Genomic DNA, 16,557 nt, shown 5'->3' with positions numbered 1-16,557 from the left:
TGACGCCGACGCCGACGCCGAATGATGGTGCGTCACGAGGCTCACGCCTTCGCCCGGCGGGCCAGACCCAGGGCGTACTCCGGCCACCAGGTGCCGGCGGCCGGGCCGCCCTGGCAGGGGCCGTCCGAGTCGCCGGGGCGCTTGATCCACAGGTAGGCGTCGACCCGTTCGTCGCCGGTCCGGTCGGTCGGGGGCACGCCGAGCGCCCGGCCCGGCGGGTTGCACCACGCCTTTTCCCCGTCACCCGGGAGGGGGCCGTCGCCGTTGCGGCTGGTGTCGACGACGAAGTGGGCGCCGTCGAGCATCGCGGAGAGCCGGGCGCCGAAGCGCTTCACGGTGTCGTCGGTCTGGAAGTTGGCGACGTTGAGCGAGAAACCGTCGGCCCGGGCGACGCCCGCCCACCGGAGGGGTTCCACCAACTTGCGCGGATCTTTGATCCACGCGGGGTTGCCCGCGTCCAGATAGACCCGGGTGTGCGGCTGCCGCTTCAGCCGGCCGACCGCCTCGGTCAGCAACTGGTACCGCTCGGCGTGGTACTGGGCGGGCGTGCAGCCGTCCACGATGTGCGGCACGGCGTCCGGCTCCAGGACCACGATCGCGGACGCGTCCCCGATGGCGGAGGCGAAGGAGTCGACCCAGGCCCGGTACGCCTGCGCGTCCTTGGAGCCACCCGCCGAGTACAGCCCGCAGTCGCGGTGCGGGATGTTGTACGCGACGAGCACGACGGTCCGGCCTTCGGCCGTGGCGCCGCGCACGGCGTTGCTGACGTCCGGCACGGGATCGTCGCCGGAGGGCCAGGTGGCGACCGGCCGGTCCGCGATCCGCCTGAGCAGCCGCGCGTCCTCGGCGCGCCCCTCCGCCTCGTACTTCCGCACCTGACGGGCCGCGTCGCTGTCCGGGTCGACCCAGAAGGGAGAGCCGCCGCTCGGAGCGGCGGACGCGGCGCGGGTGGAGGGCGAGCCGGCCGGAGTCCGGGCGGTGCCGTCCGTACCACCGCATCCGGCGAGGAGGAGGGCGCAGCTCAGAGCCAGGGCCACGGAGAGGGTGCGGCGCGACATCCAGCCCCCAGGGTCGAGTGTGGGACAGACCGGGCCATCCTCACATAACGCTCAGTCCGTGACAGGACGCGACACCGTGTCCGCGGCCAGCGCGATGCCGAGGGCAGTGCGCTCGTACAGCACCTGATGGCCGTACCGACGCGAGGTCAGCAGCCCGGCCTCCCTCAGGATGGAGAGATGCGCCGATACGGAGGAGGGGGCGAGGCCGAGCCGGTGCGCGAGCGCGGTCGTGCCGGCCGGCTCGTCCAGCGCGCACAGCACGTCCGCGCGGGCCCGGCCGAGGAGCCGGGCGAGCGCGTCGGGTGTCCGGCCCCCGGCCTCGGTCCACAGCCCGCCGATCCCGCGCGCCGGGTAGACGACGGTCGGCTGCCAGGGCGGGTCGAAGCCGCTGACCACGTAGGGCCAGGTGAAGACGGACGGCATGAGGACGAGGCCCTGCCCGTCCAGGGCGCGGACGTGCTCGCCGCGGTAGGCGACGGTGAGGGTGGCGCTGTCGGCGGCCCAGTCGAAGCCCGGGTGCAGCTCGCCGAGCAGGCGCTCCGCACCGCCGTCCGCGAGCCTGCGGGAGTGGTGGGCGACATCGGCCTCCAGCAGCGCCCGCAGCCGGGGCCACTCCGGAGCGACCAGGGCGTGCCAGACCTCCTGGAGGAGGTCGGCGAGCCGGTGGACGGTCCCCGCCGGATCGGCGAGCATCCGCCGCCCCTCGGCTGTCTCGGCGGCGCCCGGGGTCTCACCGAGCGCCCGCGCGAAGTCGTGCCGGGCGAGGGCCGGATCGATCGCGCGTACGGCCGCGATCTCCTCCTCGAAGCCGGCGGCCGGCCCCAGGGGCGGCGGGTACAGGAAGTCCGGGCTGTGCCCCCGCAGCGGCATCAGCAGATGCAGCGGCCCGAGGTCGATCCCCTCGGCCGCGCCGCGGATCCGTCGCAGCCACGGCAGGTGGTAGCCCTGCTGGCTGGGCCGCGCGAGCACCCGCACGGCGGAGTGCGTCTCCCAGAGCGGGGAGATGGCGAACCGGATTCGCAGGGGGTCGGCCTCGCCGAAGTGCAGGTGGTAGGGCATGGTCTCCGCGCAGGATTCGGCTGGAGCCGAAAGTCTAGGGCGGCGGAGGCGGCGGAGGGAGGCTCCTCCCATGCCGATGGACCACACCGAAGACAGCACCGGCCCCGCGCCCGCACCTCAGGGCGGCCCGACGGAGGCCGGGCCCCCCGCGCCGTGCGGCCCTCCCGCGCGTCCCGGATACCGCGCCGTCTTCGCCGTGCGCGAGTTCAGGACCGTGTTCCTCGCCCACCTGCTCTCCCTGCTCGGGGTCGTCGTCAGCGAGATCGCGCTCACCGTGCTCGTCTACGACCTCACCGGCTCGCCGCTCCTCTCCTCCCTCACCTTCGCCCTGGGCTTCCTGCCCTATCTGCTCGGCGGCACCCTGCTCGCCGGCGTCGCCGACCGCCATCCCGCCCGGCGGGTGCTCGTCGTCTGCGACCTCGTCTGCGCCGGCTGCGTCGCCCTCATGGTCGCGCCCGTGACCCCGGTCGCCGGGCTGCTCGTGCTGCGCTGCGCCGTCGCCGCCGTCGCCCCGGTCTTCAACGGGACCCGGATGGCGACCCTCGCCGACGTCCTCGGCGAGGGCGACCTCTTCGTGCTCGGCCGTTCCCTCCTCCGGATCGTCTCGCAGAGCGCCCTGCTCGCGGGGTTCGGTGTCGGCGGCGTCCTGCTCACCGTCGTGCCGCCGCGCGGCGCCATCGCGATCACCGCGGCCACCTTCCTCGCCTCCGCGCTGCTGCTGCGCTTCGGCACGGCCCGCCGGCCGGCCCGGGCGGCGGGCCCCGGCGGACGCCAGGGGCTCGGCGGGACCTGGGGCGTCCTGCGGGACCGCCGGGTCCGCGCCCTGATGCTGCTGTTCTGGGTGCCGCCCCTCTTCGTCGTCACCCCCGAGGCGCTCGCCGCCCCCTACGCCCGCGAACTCGGCGCCTCCACCGCCGCCCTCGGCCTGCTGATGTGCGCGATGCCCGTCGGCACCATCGCGGGGGAACTCCTCGCCGGCGCCGCCCTCGGCGCCCGGGCCCGGGAACGGATCGTCGTCCCGCTCGTGTCCGTGGGACTGCTGCCCTTCCTGCTCTACGCCGTCGAGCCCGGCGTCGCCCTCGCCGCCGTCGCCCTGCTCCTGGCCGGTGCCACCGGCGCGTACACCCTCGGGCTCGACGCCTGGTTCGTCGCCGCCGTCCCGGAGGAGCAGCGGGGCCGGGCCATGACCCTGATGACCGCGGGCATGATGACGATCCAGGGCGTCGGCATGGCCGGGGCCGGTCTCGCCGCCGAGTTCGTGCCCGTCCACCTCGTGGTCGTCGGCGCGGGCGTGCTCGGGACGGTCTGCGTCCTGGCGCTGGTCGCCGAGGTCCGTGGGACCGAAGTACGAGACGGGGCTGACCAGCATGTGACCAGTGGGTAAGGTCGACGCGTGCCGAAGCCGCTCAGTCTCCCGTTCGACCCCATCGCCCGCGCCGACGAGCTCTGGCAGAACCGCTGGGGGCCCGTCCCCTCGATGGGCGCGATCACCTCGATCATGCGGGCCCACCAGATCCTCCTCGCGGAGGTCGACGCCGTGGTCAAGCCGTACGGGCTGACCTTCGCGCGGTACGAGGCGCTGGTGCTGCTCACCTTCTCCAAGGCCGGTGAGCTGCCGATGTCCAAGATCGGCGAGCGGCTGATGGTCCACCCCACGTCCGTGACGAACACGGTGGACCGGCTCGTGAGGTCCGGTCTCGTCGCCAAGCGGCCCAACCCCAACGACGGCCGCGGAACCCTCGCCTCCATCACCGAGAAGGGCCGCGAGGTGGTCGAGGCGGCCACCCGCGACCTGATGGCGATGGACTTCGGGCTCGGGGTCTACGACGCCGAGGAGTGCGCGGAGATCTTCGCGATGCTGCGCCCGCTGAGGGTCGCGGCGCACGACTTCGAGGAGAAGTAGCGCGGGAGGGGGCCGGGCGAAGATCGCCCGGAACGTGCCGTTACGCTCGACGGCATGAAATCCAGCGTGCTGACCCGTTACCGCGTCATGGCGTACGTCACCGCCGTCATGCTGCTCGTGCTGTGCACCTGCATGGTCTTCAAGTACGGGTTCGACATGGGCGAGGACGTGACCTTCGCGGTCTCCCAGACCCACGGTGTCCTCTACATCATCTACCTGATCTTCGCCTTCGACCTGGGCTCCAAGGCGAAGTGGCCGTTCGGCAAGCTCCTGTGGGTGCTGCTGTCGGGGACGATTCCTTTCGCCGCCTTCTTCGTCGAGCGCGGCGTCGTCCGCGAGGTCCAGCCGCTGGTCAGCGGCGCGCAGTCCGCTCCCGCCAAGGCGTAGCGCCCCGCGCGCACCACCGCCGTACGGATTCGTACGGCGGTCTGCCATCGACATTTACTAGGACGTCCTAGTAAATTCGAAGGTATGGACGCTGACGCGATCGAGGAAGGCCGCCGACGCTGGCAGGCCCGTTACGACAAGGCCCGCAAGCGCGACGCCGACTTCACCACGCTCTCCGGGGACCCGGTCGAGCCGGTCTACGGGCCCAGGCCCGGGGACAGCTACGAGGGATTCGAGCGCATCGGCTGGCCCGGGGAGTACCCCTTCACGCGGGGCCTGCACCCGACCGGCTACCGCGGCCGGACCTGGACCATCCGCCAGTTCGCCGGCTTCGGCAACGCCGAGCAGACCAACGAGCGGTACAAGATGATCCTCGCCGCCGGCGGCGGCGGGCTCTCGGTCGCCTTCGACATGCCCACCCTCATGGGCCGCGACTCCGACGACCCGCGCTCGCTCGGAGAGGTCGGCCACTGCGGCGTCGCCATCGACTCCGCAGCCGACATGGAGGTCCTCTTCAAGGACATCCCGCTCGGCGACGTCACCACCTCGATGACCATCTCCGGGCCCGCCGTGCCCGTCTTCTGCATGTACCTGGTCGCCGCCGAGCGCCAGGGCGTCGACCCGGGCGTCCTCAACGGCACGCTCCAGACGGACATCTTCAAGGAGTACATCGCGCAGAAGGAGTGGCTCTTCCAGCCCGAGCCGCACCTGCGCCTCATCGGCGACCTGATGGAGCACTGCGCGCAGGGCATCCCCGCGTACAAGCCGCTCTCCGTCTCCGGCTACCACATCCGCGAGGCCGGTGCGACGGCCGCGCAGGAGCTCGCGTACACCCTCGCCGACGGCTTCGGCTACGTGGAGCTCGGCCTCTCGCGCGGCCTGGACGTCGACCTCTTCGCCCCCGGCCTCTCCTTCTTCTTCGACGCGCACCTCGACTTCTTCGAGGAGATCGCCAAGTTCCGCGCCGCCCGCCGGATCTGGGCGCGCTGGATGAAGGAGGTCTACGGAGCGAAGACCGACAAGGCCCAGTGGCTCCGCTTCCACACCCAGACCGCCGGCGTCTCCCTCACCGCCCAGCAGCCGTACAACAACGTCGTCCGCACCGCGGTCGAGGCGCTCTCCGCGGTCCTCGGCGGCACCAACTCGCTGCACACCAACGCCCTCGACGAAACCCTCGCGCTCCCCAGCGAGCAGGCCGCCGAGATCGCGCTGCGCACGCAGCAGGTGCTGATGGAGGAGACGGGCGTGGCCAACGTGGCCGACCCGCTGGGTGGTTCCTGGTACGTGGAGCAGCTCACCGACCGGATCGAGGCCGACGCCGAGAAGATCTTCGACCAGATCAAGGAGCGCGGCCGGCGCGCCCACCCGGACGGTCAGCACCCGATCGGTCCGATCACCTCGGGCATCCTGCGCGGCATCGAGGACGGCTGGTTCACCGGCGAGATCGCCGAATCCGCCTTCCAGTACCAGCAGTCCCTGGAGAAGGGCGACAAGCGGGTCGTCGGCGTCAACGTCCACCACGGCTCGGTCACCGGCGACCTGGAGATCCTGCGGGTCAGCCACGAGGTCGAGCGGGAGCAGGTCCGCGCGCTCGGCGACCGCAAGGCCGCCCGCGACGACGCCCGCGTCCGCGCCGCCCTCGACTCGATGCTGGCGGCGGCCCGGGACGGCTCGAACATGATCGGCCCGATGCTCGACGCGGTACGCGCGGAGGCCACGCTCGGCGAGATCTGCGACGTGCTCCGCGAGGAGTGGGGCGTCTACACGGAGCCCCCCGGCTTCTAGCCGTACAGCGCGGGAGGGCGGCGCCGGACATCCGGCGCCGCCCTCTTCGTCCGTCGTCAGGCCCGTCGTCCGTCGTCAGGCCCGCGCCGCCGCCGCGCCGAGGCCGCCGATCAGCAGGGCGGTGAACCGCTGGACCCACGCCTCGTCGACCGGCTCCGCGCTCACCAGGGCCCGGTGCACCACCGCGCCGGCGATGACGTCGAAGATCAGGTCGTCGGTCTCGTCGATCGACTCCGGGTCCCGGTCGGCGGGCAGTTCGCCGCGCTCCTGGGCGCGCCGGCGACCCTTCAGAACCAGCCGCTTCTGCCGGTCGACGATGGAGCTGCGGATCCGCTCGCGCAGCGGCTCGTCGCGCGTGGACTCCGCCACCACCGCCATCAGCGCCGTCTTCGTCTCCGGCCGCTGGAGCAGCGCGGCGAACTGCAGCACCACATGCTCGATGTCGGCCTGGAGGGAACCCAGGTCGGGGAGTTCGAGTTCGTCGAAGAGGACGGCGACGGCGTCCACGACCAGCTCGTTCTTGCTCGCCCAGCGCCGGTAGAGGGTGGTCTTGGCGACACCGGCCCGGCCGGCGACGTCGCCCATCGTCAGCTTGGACCAGCCCAGTTCGACCAGGGCGGCACGGGTCGCCTCGAGGATCGCGGCATCGGCCGCGACGCTCCGGGGGCGTCCGGTACGGCTGGGGGAACTGGTGCGCCTACACATGGGAATCGACCATACCCGCCGGTAGGTATTGCGCCAGAGGCGCGTGATGTGAGCCAGTTCACCGAAGTGATCTGTCCCTGAGCGGGGTGGGAGAGTTACGCTACGACCCGTAGCGAAAGGCTTGGAGAGGCCCCAGCGACAACCACACGCGCCAGGTGGGGACCCGGCGCACACAGAGTACGAACCGTGCGCTCCGGTGCGCGGTTCAGCCATGACGTACCGGTCACGCGCGCGGAAGGGGGAGGATGTACTCATGCAGCCCAGAAACATGTCCATGAGCGGCGTCGTCGACCTCGCCGCGGTGAAGGCGGCCGGAGAGGCCAAGGCGAAGGCGGAGCAGGCGCGCGCCGAGGCCGCCCGGCAGGGCGGGACGGCGGCGGTCTCCCCTTCTGCCCTGGTGATCGATGTCGACGAGGCCGGCTTCGAGCGTGATGTCCTGCAGCGCTCCGCCGAGGTTCCGGTCGTCATCGACTTCTGGGCCGAGTGGTGCGAGCCCTGCAAGCAGCTCGGCCCCCTCCTCGAGCGGCTGGCCGTCGAATACAACGGCCGCTTCCTGCTCGCGAAGATCGACGTCGACGCCAACCAGATGCTGATGCAGCAGTTCGGCATCCAGGGAATTCCGGCCGTTTTCGCGGTGGTCGCCGGTCAGGCGCTCCCGCTCTTCCAGGGCGCCGCGCCCGAGGCCCAGATCCGGCAGACCCTGGACCAGCTGATCCAGGTCGGCGAGGAGCGCTTCGGTCTCACGGGCATCCCCGTGGACCCGGAAGCCGGCACCCCGGGAGCGGCCGAGGCGGCCCCGATGCCGGCCGGCCCGTACGACGCCCTGCTCGAGGCGGCCATGTCGGCGCTGGACGCCGGTGACCTGGCCGGTGCCGTCCAGGCGTACAAGAACGTGCTCGCCGACGACCCCGGCCACCCGGAGGCCAAGCTGGGTCTGGCCCAGGCCGAGCTGCTCGCCCGGGTCCAGGACATGGACCCGCAGGCGGTGCGCAAGAGCGCCGCCGACGACCCGGCCGACGTCGGTGCCCAGATCGCCGCCGCGGATCTCGATCTCGTCGGCGGTCACGTCGAGGACGCCTTCGGCCGGCTCGTGGACGCCGTGCGGCGTACGGCGGGCGAGGACCGGGACGCGGCACGGCTGCGGCTCCTGGAACTGTTCGAGGTCATCGGTCCCGAGGACCCGCGGGTCACGGCGGCCCGACAGGCCCTCGCGCGGGTGCTGTTCTAGGCCCTCCCGAATCCCGCCGATTTGGCGGCACAGTGACAAAAGCGGCCGCGCTTTACCAAAACTTGGTAATCGCGGCCGCTGTTACTTGCAGTAAATCGAACCCGGATTTCTGTCCGGATTTCATCGACCTCATCCTCCTATGTCGCCTTGCTCGACGGCACCCTGTGTGGCCGGTCGACATCACCCCGTCGTGGCGTGGTTATCCACCCGTTACTAGTCAGTAACGAACCCCCTTGTGCCCCGGCGCGGAATGGACCACGATCGGCGACGCTCGGTCCGATACCGCACCAGCCCGGCAACCAACCGGGTTCGCGGCGAGGGTCCCCACCGAGCGGGCCGGCGGCAGTGGCGCCGGCCGTGGACAGGGGGGTTCCTGCCCTCACCGGCAGGGCCTGTCCAAGCAGGTTGCGCGCAAGGCGTGGCCAGTGGTTGTCGCTCGGGGGTGATCGCCGGTGGATCGGACGCGTATCGCGCCCGGTGTTCGGCGCTCCTTCCCGAGGACGTAGCACTTCTCCCATCCCAGGAAGGGCCCTGTGCCCCTCCGGAGATGTACGTCCGAGAAGGAGGATTCTCATGAAGTCCCAGGTTCGTGGCGGGACCAGATGGAAGCGGTTCGCCGTCGTCATGGTGCCGAGTGTGGCCGCGACGGCCGCGATCGGTGTCGGCCTGGCCCAGGGCGCGCTTGCCGCGTCCTTCAGCATCTCCGGCCAGGAGTTCAAGGTGAAGGCCGACAGTCTTGTCGGCAAGGACTTCGTCCAGTACGGCAGCGTCGCGGCGGGCAAGGACCTGCACGGCAAGCCGTTCGCTGAGCCGGTCGGTGTCTCGGGCTTCTCCGAGGCGTGGATCAGCAACATGTGCCAGTCCGTCGTGACTCCGGACGTGCCGTTCATCGGCAACGTCTCCCTGGAGCTGCGGGCCGGCACCGACCCGAAGAAGCCGGTCTACGCGAAGGACATCTACCTCGATGTCTCCTCGCTGAAGGCGGACGCCGAGTTCGGCAACATTGACATCGGCGTGGCCGCGGGCTCCCTGAAGGACCCGGGCATCCAGCCGGGCACCCAGGCCAACCCGTACGGCTTCTCGCAGCGCGCCAAGACGGCGAAGCTGACCAACGTGGAGCAGAAGGCGTGGGCGACCACCGCCGGAACCTTCAAGCTCAGCAACCTGAGCCTGAAGCTGCACAAGGGCACCAAGGAGTGCTTCACCGAGTAGTCACTCGGCGGCACCCGGCATCAACTGCCCGGCGGGCGCGGGCCGTCGTTCGTTCCGTACGGCCCCGCCCGTTCCCGGCCATAGCGCCACTTTCTCTACTTCTCAGCAACACCGCTTCCAGGGAGCTGTTTTTCCATGAGCGCCGAGTCCACTGCTTCCCGCGGAGTCACGAACCAGCGCCGCTTCCACGACTGGCGGGGCGGCCGACCGTTCTGGGGCGGCCTGTTCACCATGATCGGCGGCGTACCGATCGCCTACTTCCCGTACGCCGACCTGCGACTCGGCAACATGACGATCGCCATGGCGACGACGGGCGGCGCCGGAGCGCTGATCATCGGCGTCCTGCTGGTGACGCTCGGACTGACGATGTGGTTCCAGCCCATCGTCCGGGTGTTCGCGGGCGTCGCGGCGATCGTGCTGGCGCTCGTGTCCATCCCGGTCTCCAACCTCGGTGGCTTCTTCATCGGGTTCCTGTTCGCCCTCGTCGGCGGCGGGCTCTCCGTCTCCTGGGCCCCCGGAGCTCCCGTGGAGGAGTCCGCGGAGCACACGGCGGAGCAGGCGGCCGAACCGGCCGGAGCCGTCGCGGGCGAGCACAAGTACGACGGTCCGCCGCTGGGCCCGGAAGGCGACGAAGGCGTCGACGCCGTCGAGCCGTTGCCGGTCCCGGAGCAGCGCGCCGGTCAGGAGCCGGACCCGCACGCGGGTCCCGGTGCGCAGGCGACCGAAACGACGATCGACGCCAACGGCGGGAGGAACAGTGCGGGGTGACGAAACACAGTCGCCGCAGTCGGCGACGGCTGGGGACGGCGCCACTCTGGCAGGCAGGGGTCCGCGGCACGCGGCTCCGCGCAAGTCTCTGCTGAACAAGATCCAGGGGCCGGCGGGCAAGGCGATGGCCCTGGCGGCCATGCCGACCGCCGTCCTGATGGGCATGGGCATGGCCCCCAAGCTCGCCCTCGCCGACGAGAAGGACATCCCCTTCGCACCCGGTCCGTGCGTGACCCGCTCGGACGAGCCGGTGGCCGAGGAGTCGACGAAGCCCGCCACGACCGAGAGCCCGAAGCCCACGGCGAGCGCGAGCGCGACCACGTCGCCGAAGCCGGAGGCCACCGAGGAGCAGGAGTCGCCCGCTCCGACGGCCAGCCCGTCGGCCACGGCCGGTACGGAGCAGCGCGCCGTCACGCAGCAGGCTCCGGCCCCCGCTCCGACGCCCACCGCGACCCAGAGCGTCAACCCGCTCGACCCGCTGGGCGTCGGCGACAAGATCAGGGACCTGTTCGACGGGCCCGACACCACGCCCACGAGCACCCCGACGACCAGCGCGCCGGCGCCGACCGCCACGGCGAGCGAGAAGCCGTCCACCACGGCTCCGCCGTCCGGCACGGCCGATACGTCGGACACGTCCGGCTCCCAGGCCGGGTCCCCGGTCGACAGGACCAGGGAAGCCATCGAGGACGCGGCCGACAAGGTCGGCGCCAAGGTCGAGGAGCTGCCGGCGGACGCCAAGGGCCTCGACGCCAAGAAGGACGAGGACATACCCGACGGCGCCAAGCCGCGCTTCCCCTGCCCCGAGGCCGACCCCGAGGCCCTGGCGGCGGCGGAGCTGGAGGAGGGCATCCCGCTGCTCCCCGACGAGCCGTGGATCCTCAACAGCACCAAGCTCACGCTGAAGGGCCTCAAGTACCACGGCATCGTCGAGGTGAAGACCGGCAGCGGGAAGATCAAGAAGGTCCTGAAGTTCACCGCGAAGGACGGCGTGGACATCAAGGACCTGCACCAGCGCACCGTCCACTCGGACGGCTTCACGGGACACGTCCGGTCCGACAAGGGCTCGACGTCGACCATGACCAACGGCACGGTGACCATGTACACGGAGCGGCTGAAGGGCAACCTCTTCGGCCTCATCCCGGTCACCTTCAGCCCCGAGACGCCGCCGCCGCTCGACGTACCGTTCGCGATCTTCACGGACGTGGAGGTCGTCCAGGCGGGCCAGTTCGGCGGCACGCTCACGGTCCCGGGCCTGCGCAACACGATCGAGCCCGGCTGACCCCTGTAGCCCTTTCGGGAGCCGCACACGACGAGGGCCCCCGTCCGTACCGGACGGGGGCCCTCGTCATGCCTGGGCGGGTGGTGCGGACGTCAGTCCCGCTGGCCGCCGCCGAGGTGGTGCACCCGGACCATGTTCGTGGTGCCCGGGACGCCGGGGGGCGAGCCGGCCGTGATGACCATGGTGTCGCCCTCGTTGTAGCGCTGGAGCTTCAGCAGCTCCGCGTCGACCAGCTCCACCATGGCGTCGGTGGTCTCCACGAACGGAGCGAGGAAGGACTCCACGCCCCAGCTCAGGGTGAGCTGGTTGCGGGTGGACTCGTCGGTCGTGAAGGCCAGGATCGGCTGCTGCGCCCGGTAGCGCGACAGACGGCGGGCGGTGTCACCGGACTTGGTGAAGGCGATCAGCGCCTTGCCGTCCAGGAAGTCCGCGATCTCGGCGGCCGCGCGGGCGACCGAGCCACCCTGCGTACGCGGCTTCTTGCCGGGCACGAGCGGCTGCAGGCCCTTGGAGAGCAGCTCCTCCTCGGCCGCGGCGACGATCTTCGACATCGTCTTCACGGTCTCGATCGGGTACGCGCCGACGGAGGACTCCGCCGACAGCATGACCGCGTCCGCGCCGTCCAGGATCGCGTTGGCCACGTCGGAGGCCTCGGCGCGCGTGGGGCGCGAGTTGGTGATCATCGACTCCATCATCTGGGTGGCGACGATGACCGGCTTGGCGTTGCGGCGGCACATCTCCACGAGGCGCTTCTGCACCATCGGGACCTTCTCCAGCGGGTACTCCACCGCCAGGTCGCCACGGGCCACCATGACGGCGTCGAAGGCGGCGACGACGTCCACCATGTTCTCGACGGCCTGCGGCTTCTCCACCTTGGCGATGACGGGGACCCGGCGGCCCTCCTCGTCCATCACCTTGTGGACGTCCTTGACGTCGTCGGCGTTGCGGACGAAGGAGAGGGCGACCATGTCGCAGCCCATCCGGAGCGCGAAGCGCAGGTCCTCGACGTCCTTCTCGGACAGGGCCGGGACGTTGACCGCCGCGCCGGGCAGGTTGATGCCCTTGTGGTCGGAGATGACACCGCCCTCGATGACCACGGTCTTGACGCGCGTGCCCTCGACCTCGACGACCCGCAGCTCGACGTTGCCGTCGTTGATCAGGACCTGGTCGCCCTTGGAGACGTCACCCGGCAGACCCTTGTACGTGGTGCCGCAGATGGACTTGTCCCCGGGGACGTCCTCGGTGGTGATGGTGAACTCGTCACCGCGCACCAGCTCGACGGGGCCCTCGGCGAAGGTCTCCAGACGGATCTTGGGGCCCTGGAGGTCGGCGAGCACACCCACGGCGCGGCCGGTGTCCGCCACCGCCCTGCGGAGACGGTCGTACCGCTCCTGGTGCTCTGCCTGGGTCCCGTGGCTCATGTTGAATCGGGCCACGTTCATACCGGCCTCGATGAGAGCCTTCAGCTGCTCATACGAGTCGACGGCGGGGCCCAGCGTGCAGACGATTTTGGAACGGCGCATGAGGCGGATCCTATCGGTTTGTTTCACTGCGGAATATTCCGTCTGGTGGAAAGTACAAATGGGCGCGAGGGCGCTCAGGCGTTCACTTCTCCATGCGCCGGTGCGACCAGAGCGAAGGCCTGGCGGGCGATCTCCAGCTCCTCGTCCGTCGGCACCACCGCGACCGCGACCCGCGCGTCGTCCGGCGAGATGATCCGCGCCTCGTCGGACCGTACGGCGTTGAGGCCGGCGTCCACCGTCAGGCCCAGCTCCTCCAGACCGGCGATCGCAGCTTCCCGCACCGGAGCCGCGTTCTCGCCGACACCCGCCGTGAACGCCACCGCGTCCACCCTCCCGAGTACCGCGTAGTACGCCCCGATGTACTTCTTCAGCCGGTGGATGTAGATGTCGAAGGCCAGGGCGGCCCGCTCGTCGCCCTCGTCGATCCGGCGCCGGATCTCCCGCATGTCGTTGTCGCCGCAGAGCCCGACCAGCCCGGACCTCTTGTTGAGCAGGGTGTCGACCTCGTCCTCGTCCATCCCGGCGACCCGCTTGAGGTGGAAGGTGATCGCCGGGTCGATGTCGCCCGAGCGGGTGCCCATGACCAGGCCCTCCAGCGGGGTGAGCCCCATCGAGGTGTCCACGCACCGACCGCCGCGGACCGCGGAGGCGGATGCTCCGTTGCCGAGGTGCAGCACGATCACGTTCACCTCCTCCGGCGCCCTGCCCAGCAGCCGCGCCGTCTCACGCGACACATAGGCGTGCGAGGTGCCGTGGAAGCCGTACCGCCGGATGCGGTGCGCGTCCGCGGTCTCCACGTCGATCGCGTACCGGGCCGCCGCCTCCGGCATCGTGGTGTGGAAGGCGGTGTCGAAGACCGCGACCTGCGGCAGGTCCGGGCGCAGCGCCATCGCCGTACGGATGCCGGTGAGGTTCGCCGGGTTGTGCAGGGGCGCGACCGGGACGAGGCGCTCGATCTCCGCCAGCACCGCGTCGTCGATCACGGTCGGGGCGGTGAACCGCAGCCCGCCGTGCACCACCCGGTGACCGATCGCGGCCAGTTCGGGGGAGTCGAGCCCGAGTCCGTCCGAGGCCAGCTCCTCGGCCACCGCCTTCAGCGCGGCGGCGTGATCGGCGATCGGGGCGGTCCGCTCGCGCTTCTCCGCTCCGCCGCCCTGGAGCGGGGTGTGGACCAGGCGCGAGGTCTCCTCGCCGATCCGCTCGACCAGGCCGACGGCGAGACGAGCGTGGTCCCTCATGTCGAGAAGCTGGTACTTCACCGACGACGAGCCGGAGTTGAGGACGAGCACGCGCGTGGCTGCCGGGGTGGGGGAGGGGGAGGTCATGCGGTGGGCTCCTGACCCTGGGCGGGGACCTGGGACTGGATCGCCGTGATGGCGACCGTGTTGACGATGTCGCTGACGAGCGCGCCGCGCGAGAGGTCGTTGACCGGCTTGCGCAGCCCCTGCAGCACCGGCCCGACGGCCACGGCGCCGGCCGAACGCTGCACGGCCTTGTACGTGTTGTTGCCGGTGTTGAGGTCCGGGAAGATCAGCACGGTCGCCTGCCCGGCCACCTCCGACCCCGGCAGCTTGGTCGCGGCGACGGACGGCTCGACCGCCGCGTCGTACTGGATGGGCCCCTCGATCCGCAGCATCGGGGCGGACTCCCGTACCAGCTTGGTCGCCTCGCGGACCTTGTCGACGTCCGCGCCCGAACCCGAGGTGCCGGTGGAGTACGAGAGCATCGCGATCCGCGGCTCGACCCCGAAGCGCGCCGCGGTGGCCGCCGACTGGACGGCGATGTCCGCGAGCTGCTCGGCGTTCGGGTCCGGGTTGACCGCGCAGTCGCCGTACACCAGGACCTTGTCGGCCAGGCACATGAAGAAGACCGAGGAGACGATCGACGCCTCCGGCTTGGTCTTGATGATCTCGAAGGCTGGGCGGATGGTGGCGGCGGTGGAGTGCACCGAGCCGGAGACCATGCCGTCGGCCAGGCCCTGCTCGACCATGAGGGTGCCGAAGTAGTTGACGTCCGCCACCACGTCGAGCGCCAGCTCCACCGTCACGCCCTTGTGGGCGCGCAACGCCGCGTAGGACTCGGCGAACTCCTGGCGCAGCTCGGAGGTCTGCGGGTCGATCAGCTGGGTGTCCCCGAGCGCGATGCCGAGATCGGCGGCCTTCTTCCGGATGACCTCGACGTCGCCGAGGAGGGTCAGGTCGCAGACGTCCCGGCGCAGCAGCACGTCGGCGGCGCGCAGAACCCGCTCCTCCGTGCCCTCGGGCAGGACCACGCGCCGGCGGTCGGCGCGCGCCTGTTCGATCAGCTCGTGCTCGAACATCATCGGCGTGACCCGGCCGCTGCGCGCGACCGAGATCCGCTTCAGCAGGTCGGCGGTGTCCACGTGCCGCTCGAAGAGACCGATGGCGGTCTCCGCCTTGCGGGGCGTGGCGGCGTTCAACTTCCCTTCGAGCGAGAAGAGTTCGGCGGCGGTGGGGAAGCTGTTGCCGGAGACCGAGATGACCGGGGTGCCGGGCGCCAGCCGGGCGGCCAGGGTCAGGATCTCCTCGCTGGGCCGCTCGTTCAGGGTGAGCAGCACACCGGCGATGGGCGGGGTCCCGGCCGAGTGGGCGGCGAGCGCGCCCACGACGAGGTCCGCGCGGTCCCCGGGGGTGACCACCAGACAGCCCGGGGTCAGCGCGTTGAGGAAGTTCGGCAGCATGGCGCCGCCGAAGACGAAGTCCAGGGCGTCCCTGGCCAGGCCCGCGTCGTCCCCGAGCACGACCTCCGCGCCCAGGTGGTGGGTGATCTGGGCGACCGTGGGGGCGGCGAGCGCGGGCTCGTCGGGCAGGACGTAACAGGGCACCGGCAACCGGGCCGCCAGCCGCTCGGCGATCATCGCGCGGTCGTCGGCGGCCACCCGGTTGACCACCATCGCGAGGACGTCGCAGCCGAGCCCGTCGTACGCGCGGAAGGCGTTACGGGCCTCCGCCCGCACCGACTCGGCGGGCTGGCCCTTCCCGCCGACCACCGGTATCACGGAGGCGCCGAACTCGTTGGCGAGGCGCGCGTTGATCGCCAGCTCGTCGGGGAGCTGGGTGGCGGCGAAGTCCGTACCGAGGACGAGCACGACCTCGTAGTCGCGGGCCACCGCGTGGAAGCGGTCGACGAGCCGGGAGACCAGCTCGTCGGTGCCCCGCTCGGCCTGGAGCGCGGAGGCCTCGTGGTAGTCCATGCCGTAGACGCTCGACGCGTCCTGGGAGAGCCGGTAGCGGGCCCGCAGCAGGTCGAAGAGCCGGTCGGGGCCGTCGTGGACCAGGGGCCGGAACACCCCCACCCGGTCCACCTGGCGGGTCAGGAGTTCCATGACTCCCAGCTCGACGACCTGCCGGCCGTCCCCGCGGTCGATCCCGGTCACGTACACGCTGCGCGTCACGCCGTGGTCTCCTGTCCCGTGCTGTCCGCCCGGCCTCGTCAACCGAGTGTGTTCAAAAAACCCCGATAGGGTGGCAATGCCCTCTTGACAATACCTCTGGGGGTGGATACGACGCAGGCCGGACGGAAGCCTGGAACCGGGGGGACTGAAGGCCCCCGAAGCCGGGCACGCGGAGTAGTCGGGAGCGCGGGGGCCGTACCGGGCGTGTGAGAATCGACAGAGCTCACATGTACCA

At 71.1% G+C, this 16,557-nt stretch carries 14 protein-coding genes; 8 read left to right on the top strand and 6 right to left on the bottom strand.

Annotated elements, in window-relative coordinates; translation table 11 throughout:
• Positions 1-41: 41 nt before the first annotated feature.
• Both ACZ4VW_RS00540 and ACZ4VW_RS00535 read right to left on the bottom strand, forming a co-directional pair.
• Positions 42-1,058 carry a glycoside hydrolase family 6 protein gene (locus ACZ4VW_RS00540; protein ID WP_467956892.1) on the bottom strand — a complete coding sequence of 339 codons (1,017 nt, stop codon included), beginning with the start codon at positions 1,056-1,058 and terminating at the stop codon, positions 42-44.
• Between the two features lie 51 nt (positions 1,059-1,109).
• Positions 1,110-2,117 (bottom strand): ArsR/SmtB family transcription factor, encoded by a 1,008-nt coding sequence (locus ACZ4VW_RS00535; protein ID WP_467956891.1) that lies wholly within the window; start codon positions 2,115-2,117, stop codon positions 1,110-1,112.
• Between the two features lie 70 nt (positions 2,118-2,187).
• Between ACZ4VW_RS00535 and ACZ4VW_RS00530 the strand changes: the two genes are divergently transcribed.
• The 4 genes from ACZ4VW_RS00530 (at position 2,188) to ACZ4VW_RS00515 (ending at position 6,192) form a co-directional block, all read left to right on the top strand.
• Positions 2,188-3,501, top strand: coding sequence for an MFS transporter (locus ACZ4VW_RS00530; RefSeq protein WP_467956890.1), 1,314 nt, complete (start codon positions 2,188-2,190; stop codon positions 3,499-3,501).
• A gap of 9 nt (positions 3,502-3,510) precedes the next feature.
• Positions 3,511-4,020: a MarR family winged helix-turn-helix transcriptional regulator gene (locus ACZ4VW_RS00525; RefSeq protein WP_467956888.1), complete on the top strand. Its 510-nt coding sequence runs from the start codon at positions 3,511-3,513 to the stop codon at positions 4,018-4,020.
• Between the two features lie 54 nt (positions 4,021-4,074).
• On the top strand, positions 4,075-4,407 hold the full coding sequence (locus ACZ4VW_RS00520; RefSeq protein WP_467956886.1) for a DUF3817 domain-containing protein: 333 nt from the start codon (positions 4,075-4,077) through the stop codon (positions 4,405-4,407).
• 84 nt (positions 4,408-4,491) lie between these two features.
• Positions 4,492-6,192 (top strand): acyl-CoA mutase large subunit family protein, encoded by a 1,701-nt coding sequence (locus ACZ4VW_RS00515; protein ID WP_467956884.1) that lies wholly within the window; start codon positions 4,492-4,494, stop codon positions 6,190-6,192.
• 75 nt (positions 6,193-6,267) lie between these two features.
• Here the strand turns inward: ACZ4VW_RS00515 and ACZ4VW_RS00510 are convergent, their stop codons facing one another.
• On the bottom strand, positions 6,268-6,897 hold the full coding sequence (locus ACZ4VW_RS00510) for a TetR/AcrR family transcriptional regulator (protein ID WP_467956883.1): 630 nt from the start codon (positions 6,895-6,897) through the stop codon (positions 6,268-6,270).
• Positions 6,898-7,150: 253 nt separating this feature from the next.
• Between ACZ4VW_RS00510 and ACZ4VW_RS00505 the strand changes: the two genes are divergently transcribed.
• The 4 genes from ACZ4VW_RS00505 (at position 7,151) to ACZ4VW_RS00490 (ending at position 11,384) form a co-directional block, all read left to right on the top strand.
• Positions 7,151-8,125 (top strand): tetratricopeptide repeat protein, encoded by a 975-nt coding sequence (locus tag ACZ4VW_RS00505; protein ID WP_467956881.1) that lies wholly within the window; start codon positions 7,151-7,153, stop codon positions 8,123-8,125.
• A 573-nt stretch (positions 8,126-8,698) separates the two neighbouring features.
• Positions 8,699-9,337: a DUF6230 family protein gene (locus ACZ4VW_RS00500; protein WP_392288706.1), complete on the top strand. Its 639-nt coding sequence runs from the start codon at positions 8,699-8,701 to the stop codon at positions 9,335-9,337.
• Positions 9,338-9,472: 135 nt separating this feature from the next.
• On the top strand, positions 9,473-10,105 hold the full coding sequence (locus tag ACZ4VW_RS00495) for a DUF6114 domain-containing protein (RefSeq protein ID WP_467956879.1): 633 nt from the start codon (positions 9,473-9,475) through the stop codon (positions 10,103-10,105).
• Positions 10,095-11,384, top strand: a complete 1,290-nt coding sequence (locus ACZ4VW_RS00490; RefSeq protein ID WP_467956877.1) for a hypothetical protein — start codon at positions 10,095-10,097, stop codon at positions 11,382-11,384. Before ACZ4VW_RS00495 ends, ACZ4VW_RS00490 begins: the two co-directional genes overlap by 11 nt.
• Positions 11,385-11,476: 92 nt before the next feature.
• Here the strand turns inward: ACZ4VW_RS00490 and pyk are convergent, their stop codons facing one another.
• The 3 genes from pyk to pta form a co-directional block, all read right to left on the bottom strand.
• A complete protein-coding gene (gene pyk, locus ACZ4VW_RS00485) occupies positions 11,477-12,907 on the bottom strand; it encodes a pyruvate kinase (RefSeq protein ID WP_467956875.1) in 1,431 nt (476 codons plus the stop codon).
• Between the two features lie 74 nt (positions 12,908-12,981).
• On the bottom strand, positions 12,982-14,232 hold the full coding sequence (locus ACZ4VW_RS00480; protein WP_467956874.1) for an acetate kinase: 1,251 nt from the start codon (positions 14,230-14,232) through the stop codon (positions 12,982-12,984).
• Complete coding sequence (pta, locus tag ACZ4VW_RS00475) at positions 14,229-16,322, bottom strand: phosphate acetyltransferase (RefSeq protein ID WP_467956872.1); 2,094 nt, start codon at positions 16,320-16,322, stop codon at positions 14,229-14,231. The genes ACZ4VW_RS00480 and pta overlap by 4 nt, the downstream gene beginning before the upstream one ends.
• Positions 16,323-16,557 lie beyond the last annotated feature (235 nt).

Source organism: Streptomyces sp. NPDC029139 (assembly GCF_055564335.1).
This window is presented reverse-complemented; position numbering and strand designations above follow the sequence as displayed.